We start from the raw sequence: 16042 nt of genomic DNA on the forward strand, positions 1-16042 counted from the left end.
CTGCCGTCCGGATTGCGAAAACGCCCATGACCCTGCAGTACCCAACCATCGCCGAGTGCATCGGCCATACCCCACTGGTTCGCCTGCAGCGCATCGCCGGGGACACCAGCAACACCTTGCTGCTCAAGCTCGAAGGCAACAATCCGGCAGGTTCGGTCAAGGACCGCCCGGCGCTGTCGATGATCACCCGCGCCGAGCTGCGTGGCCAGATCAAGCCCGGCGACACCCTCATCGAAGCCACCTCCGGCAACACCGGCATCGCCTTGGCCATGGCCGCGGCGATCAAGGGCTACAAGATGATCCTGATCATGCCGGACAACTCCACCGCCGAACGCAAGGCGGCGATGACTGCCTATGGCGCCGAGCTGATCCTGGTGACCAAGGAAGAGGGCATGGAGGGCGCGCGCGACCTCGCCGAGAAGATGCAGGCCGAAGGCCGCGGCCTGGTCCTCGACCAGTTCGCCAATGGCGATAATCCGATCGCCCACTACAACAGCACCGGCCCGGAAATCTGGCAGCAGACCCAGGGCACCATCACCCATTTCATCAGCTCCATGGGCACCACCGGCACCATCATGGGCTGCTCGCAGTACCTCAAGGAGCAGAACCCGGCGGTACAGGTCGTCGGCCTGCAGCCGATGGAAGGCTCGGCCATCCCCGGCATTCGCCGCTGGCCCCACGAGTACCTGCCGAAGATCTTCGACGCCACCCGGGTCGATCGCGTGGTCGACATGTCCCAGCAGGAGGCCGAGCAGACCACCCGTCGCCTGGCCCGCGAAGAGGGCATTTTCTGTGGCGTATCCTCCGGCGGTGCCGTGGCGGCGATGCTACGCCTGTCCCGCGAAGTCGAGAACGCGGTGATGGTCGCCATCATCTGCGACCGCGGCGACCGTTACCTCTCCACCGGCCTGTTCGATCCAACCTGATGTCCAGAAAGAAAAACAATACCGGCCTGCGTTTCCAGCCGGCCGGCGGCAACCGTGCCGCACAGGTACCCGTGGGCAAGAAGCAGCGCCTGTCGATCGAGCGCGTGGCCGGTGACGGTCGCGGCATCGCTTTCATCGAAGGACGTACCTGGTTCGTCAGCGGCGCACTGGCTGGCGAAGACGTCGAGGCGCGGGTGCTCGCGGCGCGTGGCAAGGTGGTAGAGGCGCGCCTGGAGCGTGTGTTCCAGGCCAGCCCCGAGCGCCGTGAAGCGCCTTGCCGGCACTACGCCCGCTGCGGCGGCTGCAACCTCCAGCACCTGCCTCATGAAGGGCAGCTGGCGCTCAAGCAGCGCCTGCTTGCCGAGCAGCTGCAACGGGTGGCCGGCGTGCAGCCCGAGGAGTGGGCTGTTCCCCTGAGCGGACCGGAATTCGGCTACCGCCGCCGGGCGCGGGTCGCGGTACGCTGGGACACCAAGGCGCGCCAACTGGACGTGGGGTTCCGCGCCGAGGCCAGCCAGGACATCGTCGGCATCGACGAATGCGCGGTGCTGGTACAACCCTTGCAGTCGATCATGCGCCACCTGCCGACCGTGCTGCGCAGCCTGGCCAAGCCGCAGGCGCTGGGGCACGTGGAGCTGTTCAGCGGCACCGCCGAGGCGGTGCTGGTACGGCATGTGGCGCCCTTGTCCAGTGAAGACCTGGCGCGGCTCGAGGCGTTCTGCCGCGAGGCCGGCGCCCAGCTGTGGCTGCAGGGCGAGGGCGAGCCGGCACCGGTGGATGCCGCGGCGCAACTGGGCTTTGCCCTGGAGCCTTGGGGCATGGAACTGGCCTGGCGGCCGGGTGACTTCGTCCAGGTCAACGCCCAGGTCAACACCTTGATGATTCAGCAGGCCTTGGCCTGGCTGGCGCCCGAGGCGCACGAGCGGGTCCTGGACCTGTTCTGCGGCTTGGGCAACTTCGCCCTGCCCCTGGCCCGCCAGGCGCGCGAAGTGGTGGCGGTGGAGGGCGTGCAGGCCATGGTCGAGCGCGCCGCCGCCAACGCCGACGGCAACAATGTGCATAACGCTCGGTTTTTTCAGGCCGATTTATCGCAGCCTTTGGCGGGCGCCGGATGGGTCGCCGAGGGCTTTTCTGCGGTACTCTTGGATCCACCGCGCGACGGGGCATTCGAGGTGGTGCAAGGCATCGCCCGGCTCGGAGCGAAGCGGCTGGTCTATGTATCGTGCAACCCGGCCACGCTGGCGCGAGACGCGCAGGTGCTGGTCGGGCAGGGGTACCGGTTAAAAAGGGCCGGGATTCTCGACATGTTTCCTCAGACGGCGCATGTCGAGGCCATGGCGTTATTCGAAGTGGGCTAGCCGGGCTGGCCCTCTTGGTGCGGCCTTCAAGGAGTGAGGGGCGCACAGGTGATAGCCAGTGCACCCGCGTGGTGCGCTGTATGGAAAGGTAAAACAAAGATGGTACAGGTGAGAGTGCACCAGCCGGTCAACCACGACGGCAGTATCAATCTCGAAGCATGGCTCGATCATGTGGTGAGCGTCGATTCGCAGCTCGATCGCCCGGGGCTGAAAGAGGCCTGCGAGTTCGCCCATGAGGTCGAGAAAAAAGGCAATCCAGCCAAGCATTCCTGGGCCGACGGCACCTCCAGTTTCCAGGCTGGGTTGGAGATTGCCGAAATCCTCGCCGACCTCAAGCTCGACCAGGATTCGCTGGTCGCCGCGGTGATCTACCGCTCGGTGCGCGAAGGCAAGGTGACCCTGGCTGAAGTCGGTCAGCGCTTTGGCCCGGTGGTGTCCAAGCTGATCGACGGCGTGCTGCGTATGGCGGCCATCAGTGCCAGCCTCAGCCCGCGCCAGTCGTTGGTGCTTGGTTCCCAGGCGCAGGTCGAAAACCTGCGCAAGATGCTGGTGGCCATGGTCGACGACGTGCGCGTGGCGCTGATCAAGCTCGCCGAACGTACCTGTGCCATTCGTGCGGTCAAGGGCGCCGACGACGAGAAGCGCCTGCGCGTGGCTCGCGAGGTGTTCGACATCTATGCGCCGCTGGCGCACCGGCTGGGCATCGGTCATATCAAGTGGGAACTCGAGGACCTGTCGTTCCGCTACCTCGAGCCCGACCAGTACAAGCAGATCGCCAAGCTGCTGCACGAGCGCCGGCTGGACCGCGAGCGCTTCATCAGCGACGTGATGAACCAGCTTCAGAACGAGCTGCTGGCCACCGGCGTCAACGCCGACATCAGCGGCCGGGCGAAACACATCTATTCGATCTGGCGCAAGATGCAGCGCAAGGGCCTGGAATTCAGCCAGATCTATGACGTGCGCGCAGTGCGCGTGCTGGTGCCGGAAGTGCGCGACTGCTACACCGCGCTGGGCATCGTGCACACCCTGTGGCGGCACATCCCCAAGGAGTTCGACGACTACATCGCCAACCCCAAGGAAAACGGCTACCGCTCCCTGCACACCGCAGTGATTGGCCCCGAGGGCAAGGTGCTGGAGGTGCAGATCCGCACCCACGCCATGCACGAGGAAGCCGAGCTGGGTGTGTGCGCGCACTGGCGCTATAAGGGCACCGACGTCAAGCCCAGCTCCAACCACTACGAAGAGAAGATCTCCTGGCTGCGCCAGGTGCTGGAGTGGCACGAGGAACTGGGCGACATCGGCGGCCTGGCCGAACAGCTGCGTGTCGATATCGAGCCGGACCGGGTCTACGTGTTCACCCCTGACGGTCACGCCATCGACCTGCCCAAGGGCGCCACGCCGCTGGACTTCGCCTACCGGGTGCACACCGAGATCGGCCACAACTGCCGGGGCGCCAAGATCAACGGCCGCATCGTGCCGTTGAACTACAGCCTGCAGACCGGCGAGCAGGTGGAGATCATCACCAGCAAGCACGGCAGCCCGAGCCGCGACTGGCTGAACTCCAACCTGGGCTACGTGACCACCTCGCGGGCCCGGGCCAAGATCGTCCACTGGTTCAAGCTGCAGGCCCGCGACCAGAACGTGGCCGCCGGCAAGACCCTGATCGAGCGCGAACTGAGCCGATTGGGCCTGCCCCAGGTGGACTTCGAACGCCTGGCGGAAAAGGCCAACGTCAAGACTGCCGAGGACATGTTCGCCGCCCTTGGCGCCGGCGACCTGCGCCTGGCGCACATGGTCAACGCCGCCCAGCAACTGCTCGAACCCGAGCGCCTGGAACCGGTCGAGCTGATTCCGCGCCAGGCCCGGGGCATACGCGCGGGCAAGCGCAGCGACATCCAGATCCAGGGCGTCGGCAACCTCCTCACGCAGATGGCCGGGTGCTGCCAGCCGCTACCGGGCGATGCCATTGTCGGCTATATCACCCAGGGCCGTGGCGTGAGCATCCACCGCCAGGATTGTGCCTCGGTGCTGCAGCTGGCGGGCAAGGAGCCGGAGCGTATGATCCAGGTCAGCTGGGGGCCGATCCCGGTGCAGACCTACCCGGTCGACATCGTCATCCGTGCCTACGACCGCCCGGGGCTGTTGCGCGACGTGTCGCAGGTGCTGCTCAACGAGAAGATCAACGTGTTGGCGGTCAACACCCGCTCGAACAAGGAAGACAACACCGCGCTGATGTCACTGACCATCGAGATCCCCGGCCTGGATGCCCTCGGACGTCTGCTGGGGCGGATCTCGCAGTTGCCCAACATCATCGAGACGCGGCGTAATCGCACCCCTTGAGAAACGGGGCCGCTGTGCGGCCCATCGCCGGCAAGCCGGCTCCCACAGGATCGCGCTGTACCCTGTGGGAGCCGGCTTGCCGGTGATCGAGGGCGAAGCCCTCGCCTAGGAACAGACTTGATATGACCTACACCCTTGAAGACCTGCTGCACCTCATGGCCCGCCTGCGTGACCCGCAATATGGCTGCCCCTGGGACCTCAAGCAGGACTACGCCAGTATCGTCCCGCACACCCTCGAGGAAGCCTACGAAGTCGCCGACACTATCGAACGCGGCGACTTCGAGCACCTGCAGGGCGAGCTCGGCGATCTGCTGTTCCAAGTGGTCTATTACAGCCAGCTGGCCCGTGAAGAAGGGCGCTTCGAGTTCGACGGCGTCGTCGATTCGATCACCCGCAAGCTGATCCGTCGCCACCCCCATGTGTTCCCCACCGGCGAGCTGTACGCGCCGCTGGAGACCCCGGCGTTGAGCGAGGCGCAGATCAAGTCGCGCTGGGAGGAGATCAAGGCCGAGGAGCGCGCCGAAAAAAGCGAGCCCGAGCAGTTGTCGCTGCTCGACGATGTGCCCGCGGCCTTGCCCGCGCTGTCCCGCGCCGCCAAACTGCAGAAGCGCGCCGCCACGGTCGGCTTCGACTGGCCTGAGGCGCTGCCGGTGCTGGACAAGGTCCGCGAGGAGCTCGACGAAGTGCTGCAGGCCATGGCCGATGGCGACAGCGACGCGCTGGAGGACGAGCTGGGTGACCTGCTGTTCGCCACCGTCAACCTGGCCCGGCACCTCAAGCACGACCCGGAAAATGCCTTGCGCCGTGCCAACCGCAAGTTCGAGCGGCGCTTCCGATTCATCGAACAGGCATTGCGCGCGCAGGGCCTGAACATCCAAGATCGTACCCTCGACGAGCTGGACGCCCTGTGGGGCGAGGCCAAGCGTCAGGAAAAGAACCTGCCCAGCTGCGGCTGAGCCGATGCATAAGTGAGTAGAACACCCATGAGCCTTTCCCTTCGCGACCAATTGCTCAAAGCCGGCCTGGTCAACCAGAAACAGGTCTCGCAGACCAACAAAGCCGAGAAGAAACAGAAACGCCTGGAACACAAGGGCCAGGTGGAGGTGGACGACAGCCAGAAACGCCTGGCCAAGGAAGCCATGGCCGAGAAGGCCAAGAAGGACCAGGAGCTGAACCGCCAGGTCCAGGAGAAGGCCGAGCAGAAGGCCCGTGCCGCGCAGATCAAGCAACTGATCGAGGCGACCCGTCTGCCCAAGCTGACCACCGAGGACTACTACAACTTCGTCGATGACAAGAAGGTCAAGCGCATCGCCGTCAACGCCCTGATGCGCAGCAAGCTGAGCAATGGCGCGCTGGCCATCGTCGCCCATGGTGGCGGCTACGAAGTGATCCCGCGCGAGGCGGCGGTGAAGATCCAGGAGCGTGACCCCAACCGTATCCTGCTGCTCAACACCCATGTCGAGGAAGCGGACGAGGACGATCCGTACGCAGCCTACAAGATCCCAGACGATCTGATGTGGTAAGCACGAAAAACCCCGCCTTGGCGGGGTTTTTCGTTGCAGGGCCGGGTCACTGCGCCGGGCGTTGGCGCTCGAGGTATTCAAGCTCCATGCGGTACTGGTGAGCCTGTTGCTCGTCATGGAACATGCCGACCAATTGGCCTTGCTGATGCACGTCCCAGATCCGCAGGCCAGCGGCCTGGCCTTCGTGGGACATTTTCGATTCGTCGCGTTCGGTTACCTGGACTGTCATCGTCAAACTCCACTGCTTGGGTTGGCTGCGGCACTGTGTCGCAGGACTCCTTTATAGAATTTGTTAGCAGGCTAAGTAAATAAAACAGCGATGAAACAAGTTTCATCAAGGGCAACGCATCCCTGTGGGAGCGGTGTGCGGCAAAAAAGAAACCCCGCACAAGGCGGGGCTTCGGGCGTTGCAGGCAGCGGTATCAGTTACCCTTGACCGCCTTGCCATCGACCGTGCCATCCTGCAGCACGATCACGTACTCCTTGCCGTCGGTCTCAACCTGTCGCAGCTGCACCAGCAGGTAGTCCCAGTCCTTGGCGAACCACAGCTCGGTGATGCGCTTGCTCTGGCTCGGGTCGCGCACGCGTTCGACCTTGATCGCGTCGACCTGGCCAGTCTTGGTGGTCACTTTCTCGGTGCCCAGCACGCGGAAGTCGTAGGTGTCGATCTCGTCACCGTCGACCACCTGGTAGGTCATGCTCTTCTTGCCGGCGGCCACGTCATGCTGCAGGGCCAGCTGGTAGGACGACTTGTCCAGCACGCCGCGGTTGAGCGGCAGGTTGATGGCATCGCCACGGTCGCTGCCTGTGATCTTCTTGCCGGCCCAGTCGAAGTTCAGGTCGACCTTCTTTGCCTTGCCCAGGCCGCCACGTTCGAAGTGATACTGCTGCGGCAGCAGGGTGTCGTTGTCGAACTTGAGGGTGCTTTGCTCCGTCAGGCTGGCGATCATCATCGAAGCCTTGAAGTTCAGGCTCCAGGTGCCGTTGGCGTTCTTTTCCAGGCTGCGCGCGGCGGTGCCGCTCATCGGCAGCTGTTTCCAGTCGGCGGTGTAGCTGGCCGCGAAAGGCTTCAGATCAGCTGCCTGGAGGGGCAGGGCGAGCACGGCGAGAGCCAAGAGCAGGGCGCGACGCATAAATTCTCCTAGGATCGAATCAAGTGACCGCTGGCCGCCAGCGGCTGGCCATCCAGTAATGCACCCTGTCCGCCCAGACGCAAGCGTCCTTCGGCGAACCAGCGCACCGCCAGCGGGTAGATCTGGTGTTCCTGCAGGTGCACGCGCTGGGCGAGCGTCTGCGCGGTGTCATCCGTTGCCACGGGCACCACAGCCTGTACGACCAGAGGCCCGCCATCGAGTTCCTCGGTGACGAAGTGCACGCTGCAGCCATGCTCGACGTCGCCCGCCTCCAGCGCGCGCTGGTGGGTGTGCAGGCCTTTGTACCTGGGCAACAGTGACGGGTGGATGTTCAGCAGGCGGCCCTGGTAATGGCGCACGAAATCGCCACTGAGGATGCGCATGAAACCGGCCAGCACCACCAGGTCGGGCTGGAAGCCGTCGATCAGCGCCATCAGCGCCGCGTCGAAGGCTTCGCGCCCGTCGAACCCGGTGTGCGACAACACGGCGGTTTCGATGCCGGCGGCCTTGGCACGTTCCAGGCCGTAAGCATCGGCACGGTTCGAGATGACCGCGCGGATGCGTGCCGGGCTGTCGCTGGCGCTGTTGCTGTCGATCAGTGCCTGCAGGTTGCTGCCGGAGCCCGACAGCAACACGACTACATTGCAGGGCATCAGTGTGCCTTGAGGTTCTGCAGCTCGACCTGGGCGGCGCCTTCGGCGGCCACGTCGATACGGCCAATCACCCACGGTTGCTCGCCTTCGGCGCGCAGCACGTTGAGGGCATTGTCGACCTGGTCCTGAGCCACGCAGATGACCATGCCCACGCCGCAGTTCAGCACGCGGTGCATTTCATGCTCGTCGACGTTGCCTTTTTCCTGCAGGAAGTCGAACACCGCCGGACGTTGCCAGCTGGCCACGTCGACCACGGCCTGGGCGCCCTTTGGCAGTACGCGCGGGATGTTATCCAGCAGGCCGCCACCGGTGATGTGGGCCATGGCCTTGACAGCGCCGGTCTGCTTGATCAGTTGCAGCAGCGGCTTGACGTAGATGCGGGTAGGCGCCATCAGCAGGTCGGCCAGCGGCTTGCCGTCGAGCTGGGTGTTGTCGATGTCGGTGCCGGAAACCTCGAGGATCTTGCGGATCAGCGAGTAGCCGTTGGAGTGTGGGCCGGAGGATGGCAGCGCGATCAGGGCGTCGCCGGTGACCACTTTCGAGCCGTCGATGATCTCGGACTTTTCCACCACGCCGACGCAGAAGCCGGCCAGGTCGTAGTCTTCGCCTTCGTACATGCCAGGCATCTCGGCGGTTTCACCACCGACCAGCGAGCAGCCGGCCAGTTCGCAACCGGCGCCGATGCCGGTGACCACGGTGGCGGCCACGTCGACGTTGAGCTTGCCGGTGGCGTAGTAGTCGAGGAAGAACAGCGGCTCGGCGCCGCATACAACCAGGTCGTTGACGCACATGGCGACCAGGTCCTGGCCGATGCTGTCGTGCTTGTTCAGGTTCAGCGCCAGGCGCAGCTTGGTGCCGACGCCGTCGGTGCCGGAGACCAGCACCGGCTGCTTGTAGCCGGCCGGGATCTCGCAGAGGGCGCCGAAGCCGCCCAGGCCACCCATGACTTCAGGACGTGCGGTGCGCTTGGCGACGCCCTTGATGCGTTCGACCAGTGCTTCGCCGGCGTCGATGTCTACACCGGCGTCTTTGTAGCTCAGGGAGGGTTGCTTGCTCATTGATCCAGGCCTTTAGGAGGGAGGGATTCAGAAAAACGACCGGGACGGCCAAGGCCGGTTTCAGAAACGGCGGCTGCCTGTACGTCACTGGTCTGCGAAGGCGCGCGATTTTATCAGGGTTGCCCCAAGGCGGCCATCCTCAGGCCGACGGGCAGGCGGGAAATCTGGGCAAAAAACCGTGTTTCACCCCCTGTGACTGGTTGGCGCGCCGGTGTCTGTATAAGGTATAGGCATGGCGACCCACGCAACGGGCCGGCAACGCGGAGTATTTGCCGTGGTTGCGCGGTCACAGCCGACAGGCAAGGGCGTGTCGCCCCAAGGTCATCTGGACAGGAATCCTCAATGCGTCTTCTCAATTTCCTCGCTGGCGCCTGCCTGGTTGTGGCCGGCACCGTGGCCCAGGCCGAAACCATCTCTGGCTTGTATCAGGTGCGCGAGCCTGTCGAAGGGCAGGGCAGCGAAGCCCGCGCCCAGGCGACCGGCAAGGCCCTGGATACCCTGGTGCTGCGCCTGACCGGTGATCCCAAGGCGGTGCAGAACCCGGCATTGGCCGCGCTGCGCAAGGACCCGCAGCAGATCATCAACCAGGTCGGCACCGAAGCCGGGCCGCCGGAGTCGGTGCTGGTCGAGTTCGACCCCGGCAGCACCGAGCGCGCCCTGCGCCAAGCTGGCCTGGCGCTGTGGGGCAGCAACCGGCCGTCGATTCTTGGCTGGTGGCTGAATGACAGCGTCGAGGGCAGTAGCCTGGTCGGCGATGGCCAGGCTGTCGCCGAACCCCTGCGCCGGGCCGCCCAGCACCGCGGCCTGCCGTTGCGCCTGCCGTTAGCCGACCTGCAGGAGCAACTGGTGGCCAATGCCAAGCTGCTCGAAGGCAACGACCCGGCGCCGCTGCGCGAGGCCTCCGAGCGCTATGGCGCCGATGCGCTGCTGGCGGTGCATGCCCATGAAGCCGACGGCAAGTGGCAGGGCAAGTGGCAGTTGTGGCTGGGCGACCAGCGCGAGCAGGGCAGCGCCGACGGCGCCGACCAGGCGGCCCTGGCCGACGCCGTGCTGCTGGCGGTGAGCAACCGCCTGGCGCCGCGTTACGTCACCCGTCCCGGCGCCAGCAGCGAGCTAGAGGTGCAGGTCCAGGGCATGAACCTGCAACGCTACGCCGAGCTCAGCCGAGTCCTGGAGCCCTATGGCGCGCGCCTGCAGATGGCCGATGGCGGCACCCTGACCTACCGCGTCAGCGGCAATCGTGAGCAACTGCGCGCGCAGTTAAGTCTGGCCAAGCTCCAGGAACTGCCTGCCGAGCCCGTGCTCGCGACACCTGCGCCAAACACGCAGGACCCGGCCGGCGCCACGCCGCCGGCCACCGCCGCCAAGCCGTTCGACGGCTTGCGTTTTCGCTGGTAAGGAGTGGCTGAATGACTGACCTGCGTCGCTGGATCTGGCTGGGCGCGGCTTTTGTGATTGCCGTGCTGCTGTACTTCCTGCACAACATTCTCTCGCCGTTCCTGGTGGGCATCCTGCTGGCCTACCTGGCCGACCCGCTGGTCGACCGCCTGGAACGGTTCGGCTTGTCGCGCACCTGGGGCGTGGTGGTGGTGTTCAGCCTGTTCACCCTGATATTCCTGGCCCTGTTGCTGGTGCTGGTGCCGATGCTGGCCAAGCAGTTGCTACGCCTGTACGAATTGGCGCCGCAGATGCTCGATTGGCTGCAGCATGTGGCGCTGCCCTGGGTGCAGAGCCGCCTGGGCCTGGCCGATGGGTTCTGGAAATTCGACAAGATCAAGGCCGCCATCGGCGAGCACATGGGCCAGACCACCGACATCGTCGGGGTGCTGCTGTCCCAGGCCACTGCTTCGAGCCTGGCGTTGATTGGCTGGCTGGCCAACCTGGTGCTGATCCCGGTGGTGGGCTTCTACCTGCTGCGCGACTGGGACCTGATGATGGCCAAGCTGCGCAGCCTGCTGCCACGTCAACGCGAACCGCAGGTAGTGGGACTGGCCGGCGAGTGCCACGAGGTGCTGGGGGCGTTCGTGCGCGGGCAGTTGCTGGTAATGCTGGCGCTGGGCGTCATCTATTCCACCGGCCTGATGCTGGTGGGCCTGGAGCTGGGCCTGCTGATCGGCATGCTCGCGGGGTTGGCGGCGATCGTGCCGTACATGGGCTTCATCATCGGCATCGGTGCGGCGCTGGTCGCCGGGTTGTTCCAGTTCGGCGGCGAGCTCTACCCGATGCTGGGCATCGTCGCGGTGTTCATGGTTGGGCAGGCGCTTGAAGGCATGGTGCTGACACCGCTGCTGGTGGGCGACCGCATCGGCCTGCACCCGGTGGCGGTGATCTTCGCGATCCTGGCCGGCGGCGAGCTGTTCGGCTTTACCGGCGTGTTGCTGGCGTTGCCGGTGGCGGCGGTGATCATGGTGCTGCTGCGGCATGTGCATGACCTGTACAAGGAATCGGACATGTATGCCGGGGAGATCGACCCCGACCTATGATCAATCGCGGGGCAAGCCCGCTCCCACGCTACCCTGGCAGAGGCTATAACGTGGGGGCGGGCTTGCCCCGCGATGCTTGTGAAACAGTGCAACTACTTGATTTTACTTGCGCTATTCCCCTCGCCGATTGTGCCGTCCGCGCTGCGGGTATAGACTTTGCACACTGTTCATCAAAGGCCCCCTGTGGTCCCCGCGACCGCCCGCGAGCATGAAACCGATCCAGTTGCCCCTGGGTGTGCGTCTGCGCGACGACGCCACCTTCATCAACTACTACCCCGGCGCCAATGCCGCGGCACTGGGCTATGTCGAGCGGCTGTGCGAAGCCGACGCCGGCTGGACCGAAAGCCTCATCTACCTGTGGGGCAAGCAAGGCGTGGGCCGCACCCACCTGTTGCAGGCCGCCACCCAGCGTTTCCAGCAGTTGGGCCAACCCGCTGTCTACCTGCCCCTGGCGCAACTGCTTGATCGCGGCGTCGAACTGCTCGACTACCTCGAACAGTACGAGCTGGTGTGCATCGACGACCTGCATGTGATTGCCGGCAAGGCGGACTGGGAAGAGGCGATGTTTCACCTGTTCAACCGCCTGCGCGACAGCGGCCGGCGCCTGCTGCTGGCGGCGTCCAGTTCGCCACGGGAACTGCCGATCAAACTGGCCGACCTCAAGTCGCGGCTGACCCTGGCGCTGATCTTCCAGATGCGTGGGATGTCCGATGAGGACAAGCTGCGCGCCCTGCAACTGCGTGCCTCGCGCCGTGGCCTGCACCTGACCGACGAGGTCGGCCACTTCATCCTCACCCGCGGTACGCGCAGCATGAGCGCGTTGTTCGACCTCCTCGAACGCCTCGACCAGGCCTCCCTGCAGGCCCAGCGCAAGCTGACCATCCCGTTCCTCAAGGAAACCCTCGGCTGGTAGCCCTGAGAACACGGTGCCAGAGCATCAAAACGGAAAAGTCACATCTTTTTCGATAAAATTTGCAAATGGGTCCGATAGAAGGCATAGTTTCCCCCTTCTAAAGGACTACAGACACGGTCGTGCCCATGCTGAAGCGCTTCGCACCCCTCGTGCCACTTGCACTTGTCACCCTTCTTTACGGCTGTGCCTCCACCGGCCCGGTCGCACCCTCGCAGGACCACCGCGTGGCCGCCGAGCAATCGGTCAAGGCCAAGGCTTCCGCCTCTTCCGTATTCACCGAGGAAGAGCTGGCCAGCGAAGACGACCTTGACGCCTTCTCCAGCAACGGCAAGCCATACCAGCTGCCTGTGCTGGCCGACAGCATTCTCGAACGCGGCATGGCCCTGATCGGCACCCGCTACCGCTTTGGCGGCACCTCCGAGAAGTCCGGCTTCGACTGCAGCGGTTTCATCGGCTACCTGTTCCGCGAAGAGGCGGGCATGAACCTGCCGCGCTCGACCCGCGAGATGATCAACGTCGACGCGCCCAAGGTCGCCCGTAACAAGCTCAAGCCCGGCGACCTGCTGTTCTTCAGCACCAACGGCCGTGGCCGCGTGAGCCATGCCGGCATCTACCTGGGTGACAACCAGTTCATCCACTCCAGCAGCCGCCGCAGCGGTGGTGTGCGTATCGACAGCCTGGGCGATCGCTATTGGAGCAAGACCTTCATCGAGGCCAAACGCGCGCTCGCCATGGCGCCGACCACGATCTCGCGCAATTGATTTGATATCAAAATGCTGTAACCTCGCACGGCGGCGTAGCTGAAAAGCTCGCCGCCGTGCGCATTTACAGAAAGCGTCTAATCTAAATTCTCAACTCTTTTTACCTTCGGCCGTGGCCGTCGGATTTTCGACAGGACGTTCGCATCATGGCGATGTTGGCGCGCTTCGCATTCTTTTCCCTGGTGGCCCTGCTTGCGGCCTGCTCCAGCCGTGCACCTGCGCCGGCGCCCACGCCCAAACAGCCGATGGTGTTCAATCAGGCGCCTTCGTCGCCTGCGGCCGACGATGTATTGTTTCGCGCCATCGGCCTGGTGGGCACACCGTATCGCTGGGGTGGCAATACACCGGATGCCGGGTTCGATTGCAGCGGCCTGATCGGCTATGTCTACCGTGATGCGGCGGGTATCAGTCTGCCACGCTCGACTCGCGAGATGATCGTCATGCGCGCGCCAAATGTGGATATCAATTCGCTGCAGTCGGGTGATCTGGTGTTCTTTGCCACCAGCGGCGGGTCGCAGGTCAGCCATGCCGGCATCTACGTCGGTGAAGGGCGCTTCGTGCATGCGCCGTCGACGGGCGGCACCGTGCGCCTGGACTACCTGTCCAACAGCTACTGGGCCAAGGCCTACCTCCAGGCCAAACGGGTGCTGCCGCCGGGGCATCTGGCGCAGAATCCCTGATACCTACCGGCGCGGGCAGGGTATGAACTTGGTCCAGTATTGCCTGGCTGGCATCAAGCCTGTTTGAGCAGAAGCGCCACTCCGGGATAGTACTGCCCCAGTTCGTTGTGCAGCTTGCGGTAGGCATACGGGAAGTACCAGGCAAGCGCACAGGCCGTGTGCTTCTGCAGATCGTCCACCAGGTCCTGCAGTTCCTCGGGGCTGGCATGCTGGCCGGCCTTCCACGGTGTGACGAACAGTGCCCCAGCCTTGAGTTGGCTGCCATAGGCGATCGGCTTGGCCAGGGCGGCGGTTTCCTGCAGGGCCGCTGTCAGGTCGAGGCGAGCGATGCGCGGCCAGCGCTGGCCAGCGTGCAGGTACAGCGACTCCTCGGCGCTGCTGATCGACAGGTCGCAGCGCCCGTCGCGCTCGCCCTCGTCGCGCTGTTTCTTGCTCATGTGCCGTTCCAGCGCCACCAACTCACCCTGCCAGGCGGCAGCGGCGAGCAGGCCGACGTTGCTGGCTGTGCCGTGCCAGTAGGGCGCCTCGTTGTCGCCCTGCAACTGGTTGAAGCGGTCGATGCAGTCGACCCAGCGCTCGAGGGCCGGGCGCAGGAACTCCAGGCGCGGGTTGTTGATCATCAGGCCTTGCATGCTGCGCTCTCCTTGTCATTGTGATCCGGGTCGGCCGGGTGATGGCTATGTGATATCACTGCTCTGAGTGTGGCACAAGCTGGTGAATCGGCCATTGATCCAGGCCAGATCGGCCCTCGCTCGATTGACGCTCCCGGTGCAACCCTCTAACCTTCGCGGCGTGCTTCAGGTGCCCCGCGAGCTGCGGTTCGGCAGGGTGAAACTGGGAAGCCGGTGGGCGCCAGTAGGCGCGAGTCCGGCGCTGCCCCCGCAACGGTAGATGAGTCGACGGCTACGCAAGGCCACTGGATGTCCATGTCCGGGAAGGCGCGTAGCCAGGGCCTGCGCCCGCTCATGAGCCCGGAGACCGGCCTGTCACTGCCAAACGGCATCACGGAGGGTGATGCGCGGTGCGATGTGGCCCTTGCCATGCCTCCTGCGCGCTCCTCGTCTGCCTGCCTTTTACCTGTCGCCGCCGCTGCGACAGCCTGCGGAGACCCCTGATGAGCGAATCCATCGAACGCGACGAACGTCACCTGGCGCGCATGCAGCGCAAGAAGGCGATCATCGACGAGCGCATCGCCAATTCCCCCAATGAATGCGGCCTGCTGCTGGTGCTGACCGGCAACGGCAAGGGCAAGAGCAGCTCGGCCTTCGGCATGCTTGCCCGCGCCCTTGGCCATGGCATGCAGTGCGGCGTGGTGCAGTTCATCAAAGGCCGCAACAGCACCGGCGAGGAGCTGTTTTTCCGCCGATTTCCCGAGCAGGTGCGTTATCACGTGATGGGCGAGGGCTTTACCTGGGAAACCCAGGACCGCCAGCGCGACATCGCCGCTGCCGAGGCCGCCTGGGCGGTGTCGCGGCAGTTGCTGCAGGACCCCTCTATCCAGTTCGTCGTGCTCGATGAGCTGAACATTGCCCTCAAGCACGGCTACCTGGACCTCGACCAGGTGCTATCGGATATCCAGGCGCGTCCGCCGATGCAGCATGTGATCGTCACGGGGCGCGCTGCCAAGCCGGAGTTGATCGAACTGGCCGACACCGTCACCGAGATGGGCATGCTCAAGCACGCCTTCCAGGCCGGTATCCGCGCGCAGAAGGGCGTCGAACTGTGAGTGAGTCGCGCCAGTGTCCCGCCGTGCTGATCGCGGCCCCGGCCTCGGGCCAGGGCAAGACCACGGTCACTGCCGCCCTGGCCCGCCTGCACCGCAACCTCGGGCGCACGGTGCGGGTGTTCAAGTGCGGGCCTGACTTTCTCGACCCGATGATCCTCGAGCGCGCCAGCGGTGCGCCGGTCTACCAGCTCGACCTGTGGATGATCGGCGCCGAGGAGAGTCGCCGCCTGTTGTGGGAAGCGGCGGGCGAGGCCGACCTGATCCTGATCGAGGGCGTGATGGGCCTGTTCGACGGCACGCCGTCGAGCGCCGACCTGGCGCGCCACTTCGGCGTGCCGGTGTTGGCGGTGATCGACGGCACGGCCATGGCCCAGACCTTTGGTGCCTTGGCTCTAGGCCTGGCGCGCTACCAGCCCGACCTGCCGTTCGCCGGGGTGCTGGCCAACCGGGTCGGCAGCCTGCGTCATGCGCAACTGCTCGAAGGCAGC

General features: G+C 64.9%; 16 protein-coding genes, 1 pseudogene and 1 riboswitch. Of the genes and pseudogenes, 12 read left to right on the forward strand and 5 right to left on the reverse strand.

Annotated elements, in window-relative coordinates:
* The first annotated feature begins 26 nt into the window (after nucleotides 1-26).
* The 5 genes from cysM (at nucleotide 27) to CC207_RS07155 (ending at nucleotide 6147) form a co-directional block, all read left to right on the forward strand.
* Entirely contained in the window at nucleotides 27-926 is a 900-nt protein-coding gene (gene cysM, locus CC207_RS07135) for a cysteine synthase CysM (RefSeq protein ID WP_028690918.1), read from the forward strand.
* The gene (gene rlmD / locus CC207_RS07140; protein ID WP_088851794.1) at nucleotides 926-2284 is read left to right on the forward strand and encodes a 23S rRNA (uracil(1939)-C(5))-methyltransferase RlmD; all 1359 of its coding nucleotides are present in this window, start codon (nucleotides 926-928) and stop codon (nucleotides 2282-2284) included. Before cysM ends, rlmD begins: the two co-directional genes overlap by 1 nt.
* A gap of 99 nt (nucleotides 2285-2383) precedes the next feature.
* Nucleotides 2384-4624, forward strand: a complete 2241-nt coding sequence (gene relA / locus CC207_RS07145) for a GTP diphosphokinase (RefSeq protein WP_028690916.1) — start codon at nucleotides 2384-2386, stop codon at nucleotides 4622-4624.
* A 122-nt stretch (nucleotides 4625-4746) separates the two neighbouring features.
* The gene (mazG, locus tag CC207_RS07150; protein ID WP_028690915.1) at nucleotides 4747-5580 is read left to right on the forward strand and encodes a nucleoside triphosphate pyrophosphohydrolase; all 834 of its coding nucleotides are present in this window, start codon (nucleotides 4747-4749) and stop codon (nucleotides 5578-5580) included.
* A 27-nt stretch (nucleotides 5581-5607) separates the two neighbouring features.
* Entirely contained in the window at nucleotides 5608-6147 is a 540-nt protein-coding gene (locus CC207_RS07155; protein WP_028690914.1) for a DUF2058 domain-containing protein, read from the forward strand.
* 46 nt (nucleotides 6148-6193) lie between these two features.
* On the opposite strand, the gene CC207_RS07160 is transcribed toward CC207_RS07155, so the two are convergent.
* The 4 genes from CC207_RS07160 to purM form a co-directional block, all read right to left on the reverse strand.
* Nucleotides 6194-6376 (reverse strand): hypothetical protein, encoded by a 183-nt coding sequence (locus tag CC207_RS07160; RefSeq protein ID WP_028690913.1) that lies wholly within the window; start codon nucleotides 6374-6376, stop codon nucleotides 6194-6196.
* Between the two features lie 193 nt (nucleotides 6377-6569).
* Entirely contained in the window at nucleotides 6570-7280 is a 711-nt protein-coding gene (locus CC207_RS07165; protein WP_028690912.1) for a DUF3108 domain-containing protein, read from the reverse strand.
* An 8-nt stretch (nucleotides 7281-7288) separates the two neighbouring features.
* Nucleotides 7289-7933 (reverse strand): phosphoribosylglycinamide formyltransferase, encoded by a 645-nt coding sequence (purN, locus tag CC207_RS07170; RefSeq protein WP_028690911.1) that lies wholly within the window; start codon nucleotides 7931-7933, stop codon nucleotides 7289-7291.
* Nucleotides 7933-8991 carry a phosphoribosylformylglycinamidine cyclo-ligase gene (gene purM, locus CC207_RS07175; RefSeq protein ID WP_028690910.1) on the reverse strand — a complete coding sequence of 353 codons (1059 nt, stop codon included), beginning with the start codon at nucleotides 8989-8991 and terminating at the stop codon, nucleotides 7933-7935. Before purM ends, purN begins: the two co-directional genes overlap by 1 nt.
* Before the next feature lie 342 nt (nucleotides 8992-9333).
* Between purM and CC207_RS07180 the strand changes: the two genes are divergently transcribed.
* The 5 genes from CC207_RS07180 to CC207_RS07200 all read left to right on the forward strand — a co-directional run bounded on the left by CC207_RS07180 (nucleotide 9334) and on the right by CC207_RS07200 (nucleotide 13828).
* Nucleotides 9334-10389 carry a DUF2066 domain-containing protein gene (locus tag CC207_RS07180; RefSeq protein ID WP_088851795.1) on the forward strand — a complete coding sequence of 352 codons (1056 nt, stop codon included), beginning with the start codon at nucleotides 9334-9336 and terminating at the stop codon, nucleotides 10387-10389.
* Nucleotides 10390-10400: 11 nt separating this feature from the next.
* Nucleotides 10401-11474 carry an AI-2E family transporter gene (locus CC207_RS07185; protein WP_028690908.1) on the forward strand — a complete coding sequence of 358 codons (1074 nt, stop codon included), beginning with the start codon at nucleotides 10401-10403 and terminating at the stop codon, nucleotides 11472-11474.
* Between the two features lie 208 nt (nucleotides 11475-11682).
* A complete protein-coding gene (hda, locus tag CC207_RS07190; RefSeq protein WP_028690907.1) occupies nucleotides 11683-12387 on the forward strand; it encodes a DnaA regulatory inactivator Hda in 705 nt (234 codons plus the stop codon).
* A 125-nt stretch (nucleotides 12388-12512) separates the two neighbouring features.
* Nucleotides 12513-13148: a C40 family peptidase gene (locus CC207_RS07195; protein ID WP_028690906.1), complete on the forward strand. Its 636-nt coding sequence runs from the start codon at nucleotides 12513-12515 to the stop codon at nucleotides 13146-13148.
* 146 nt (nucleotides 13149-13294) lie between these two features.
* A complete protein-coding gene (locus tag CC207_RS07200; protein ID WP_028690905.1) occupies nucleotides 13295-13828 on the forward strand; it encodes a C40 family peptidase in 534 nt (177 codons plus the stop codon).
* A gap of 53 nt (nucleotides 13829-13881) precedes the next feature.
* On the opposite strand, the gene CC207_RS07205 is transcribed toward CC207_RS07200, so the two are convergent.
* Entirely contained in the window at nucleotides 13882-14460 is a 579-nt protein-coding gene (locus tag CC207_RS07205) for a hypothetical protein (protein ID WP_028690904.1), read from the reverse strand.
* A 150-nt stretch (nucleotides 14461-14610) separates the two neighbouring features.
* Nucleotides 14611-14830, forward strand: a riboswitch (cobalamin riboswitch).
* Nucleotides 14831-14942: 112 nt separating this feature from the next.
* On the opposite strand from CC207_RS07205, the gene cobO reads away from it, so the two are divergent.
* Nucleotides 14943-15554, forward strand: coding sequence for a cob(I)yrinic acid a,c-diamide adenosyltransferase (gene cobO, locus CC207_RS07210; RefSeq protein ID WP_088851796.1), 612 nt, complete (start codon nucleotides 14943-14945; stop codon nucleotides 15552-15554).
* Nucleotides 15551-16042 (forward strand): annotated as a pseudogene (locus CC207_RS27420) (cobyrinate a,c-diamide synthase); the annotation flags it as partial. The gene cobO and the pseudogene CC207_RS27420, both read left to right, overlap by 4 nt.

The organism is Pseudomonas sp. DrBHI1 (assembly GCF_002205115.1).
GTDB classification, from domain to species: Bacteria; Pseudomonadota; Gammaproteobacteria; order Pseudomonadales; family Pseudomonadaceae; genus Aquipseudomonas; species Aquipseudomonas mosselii.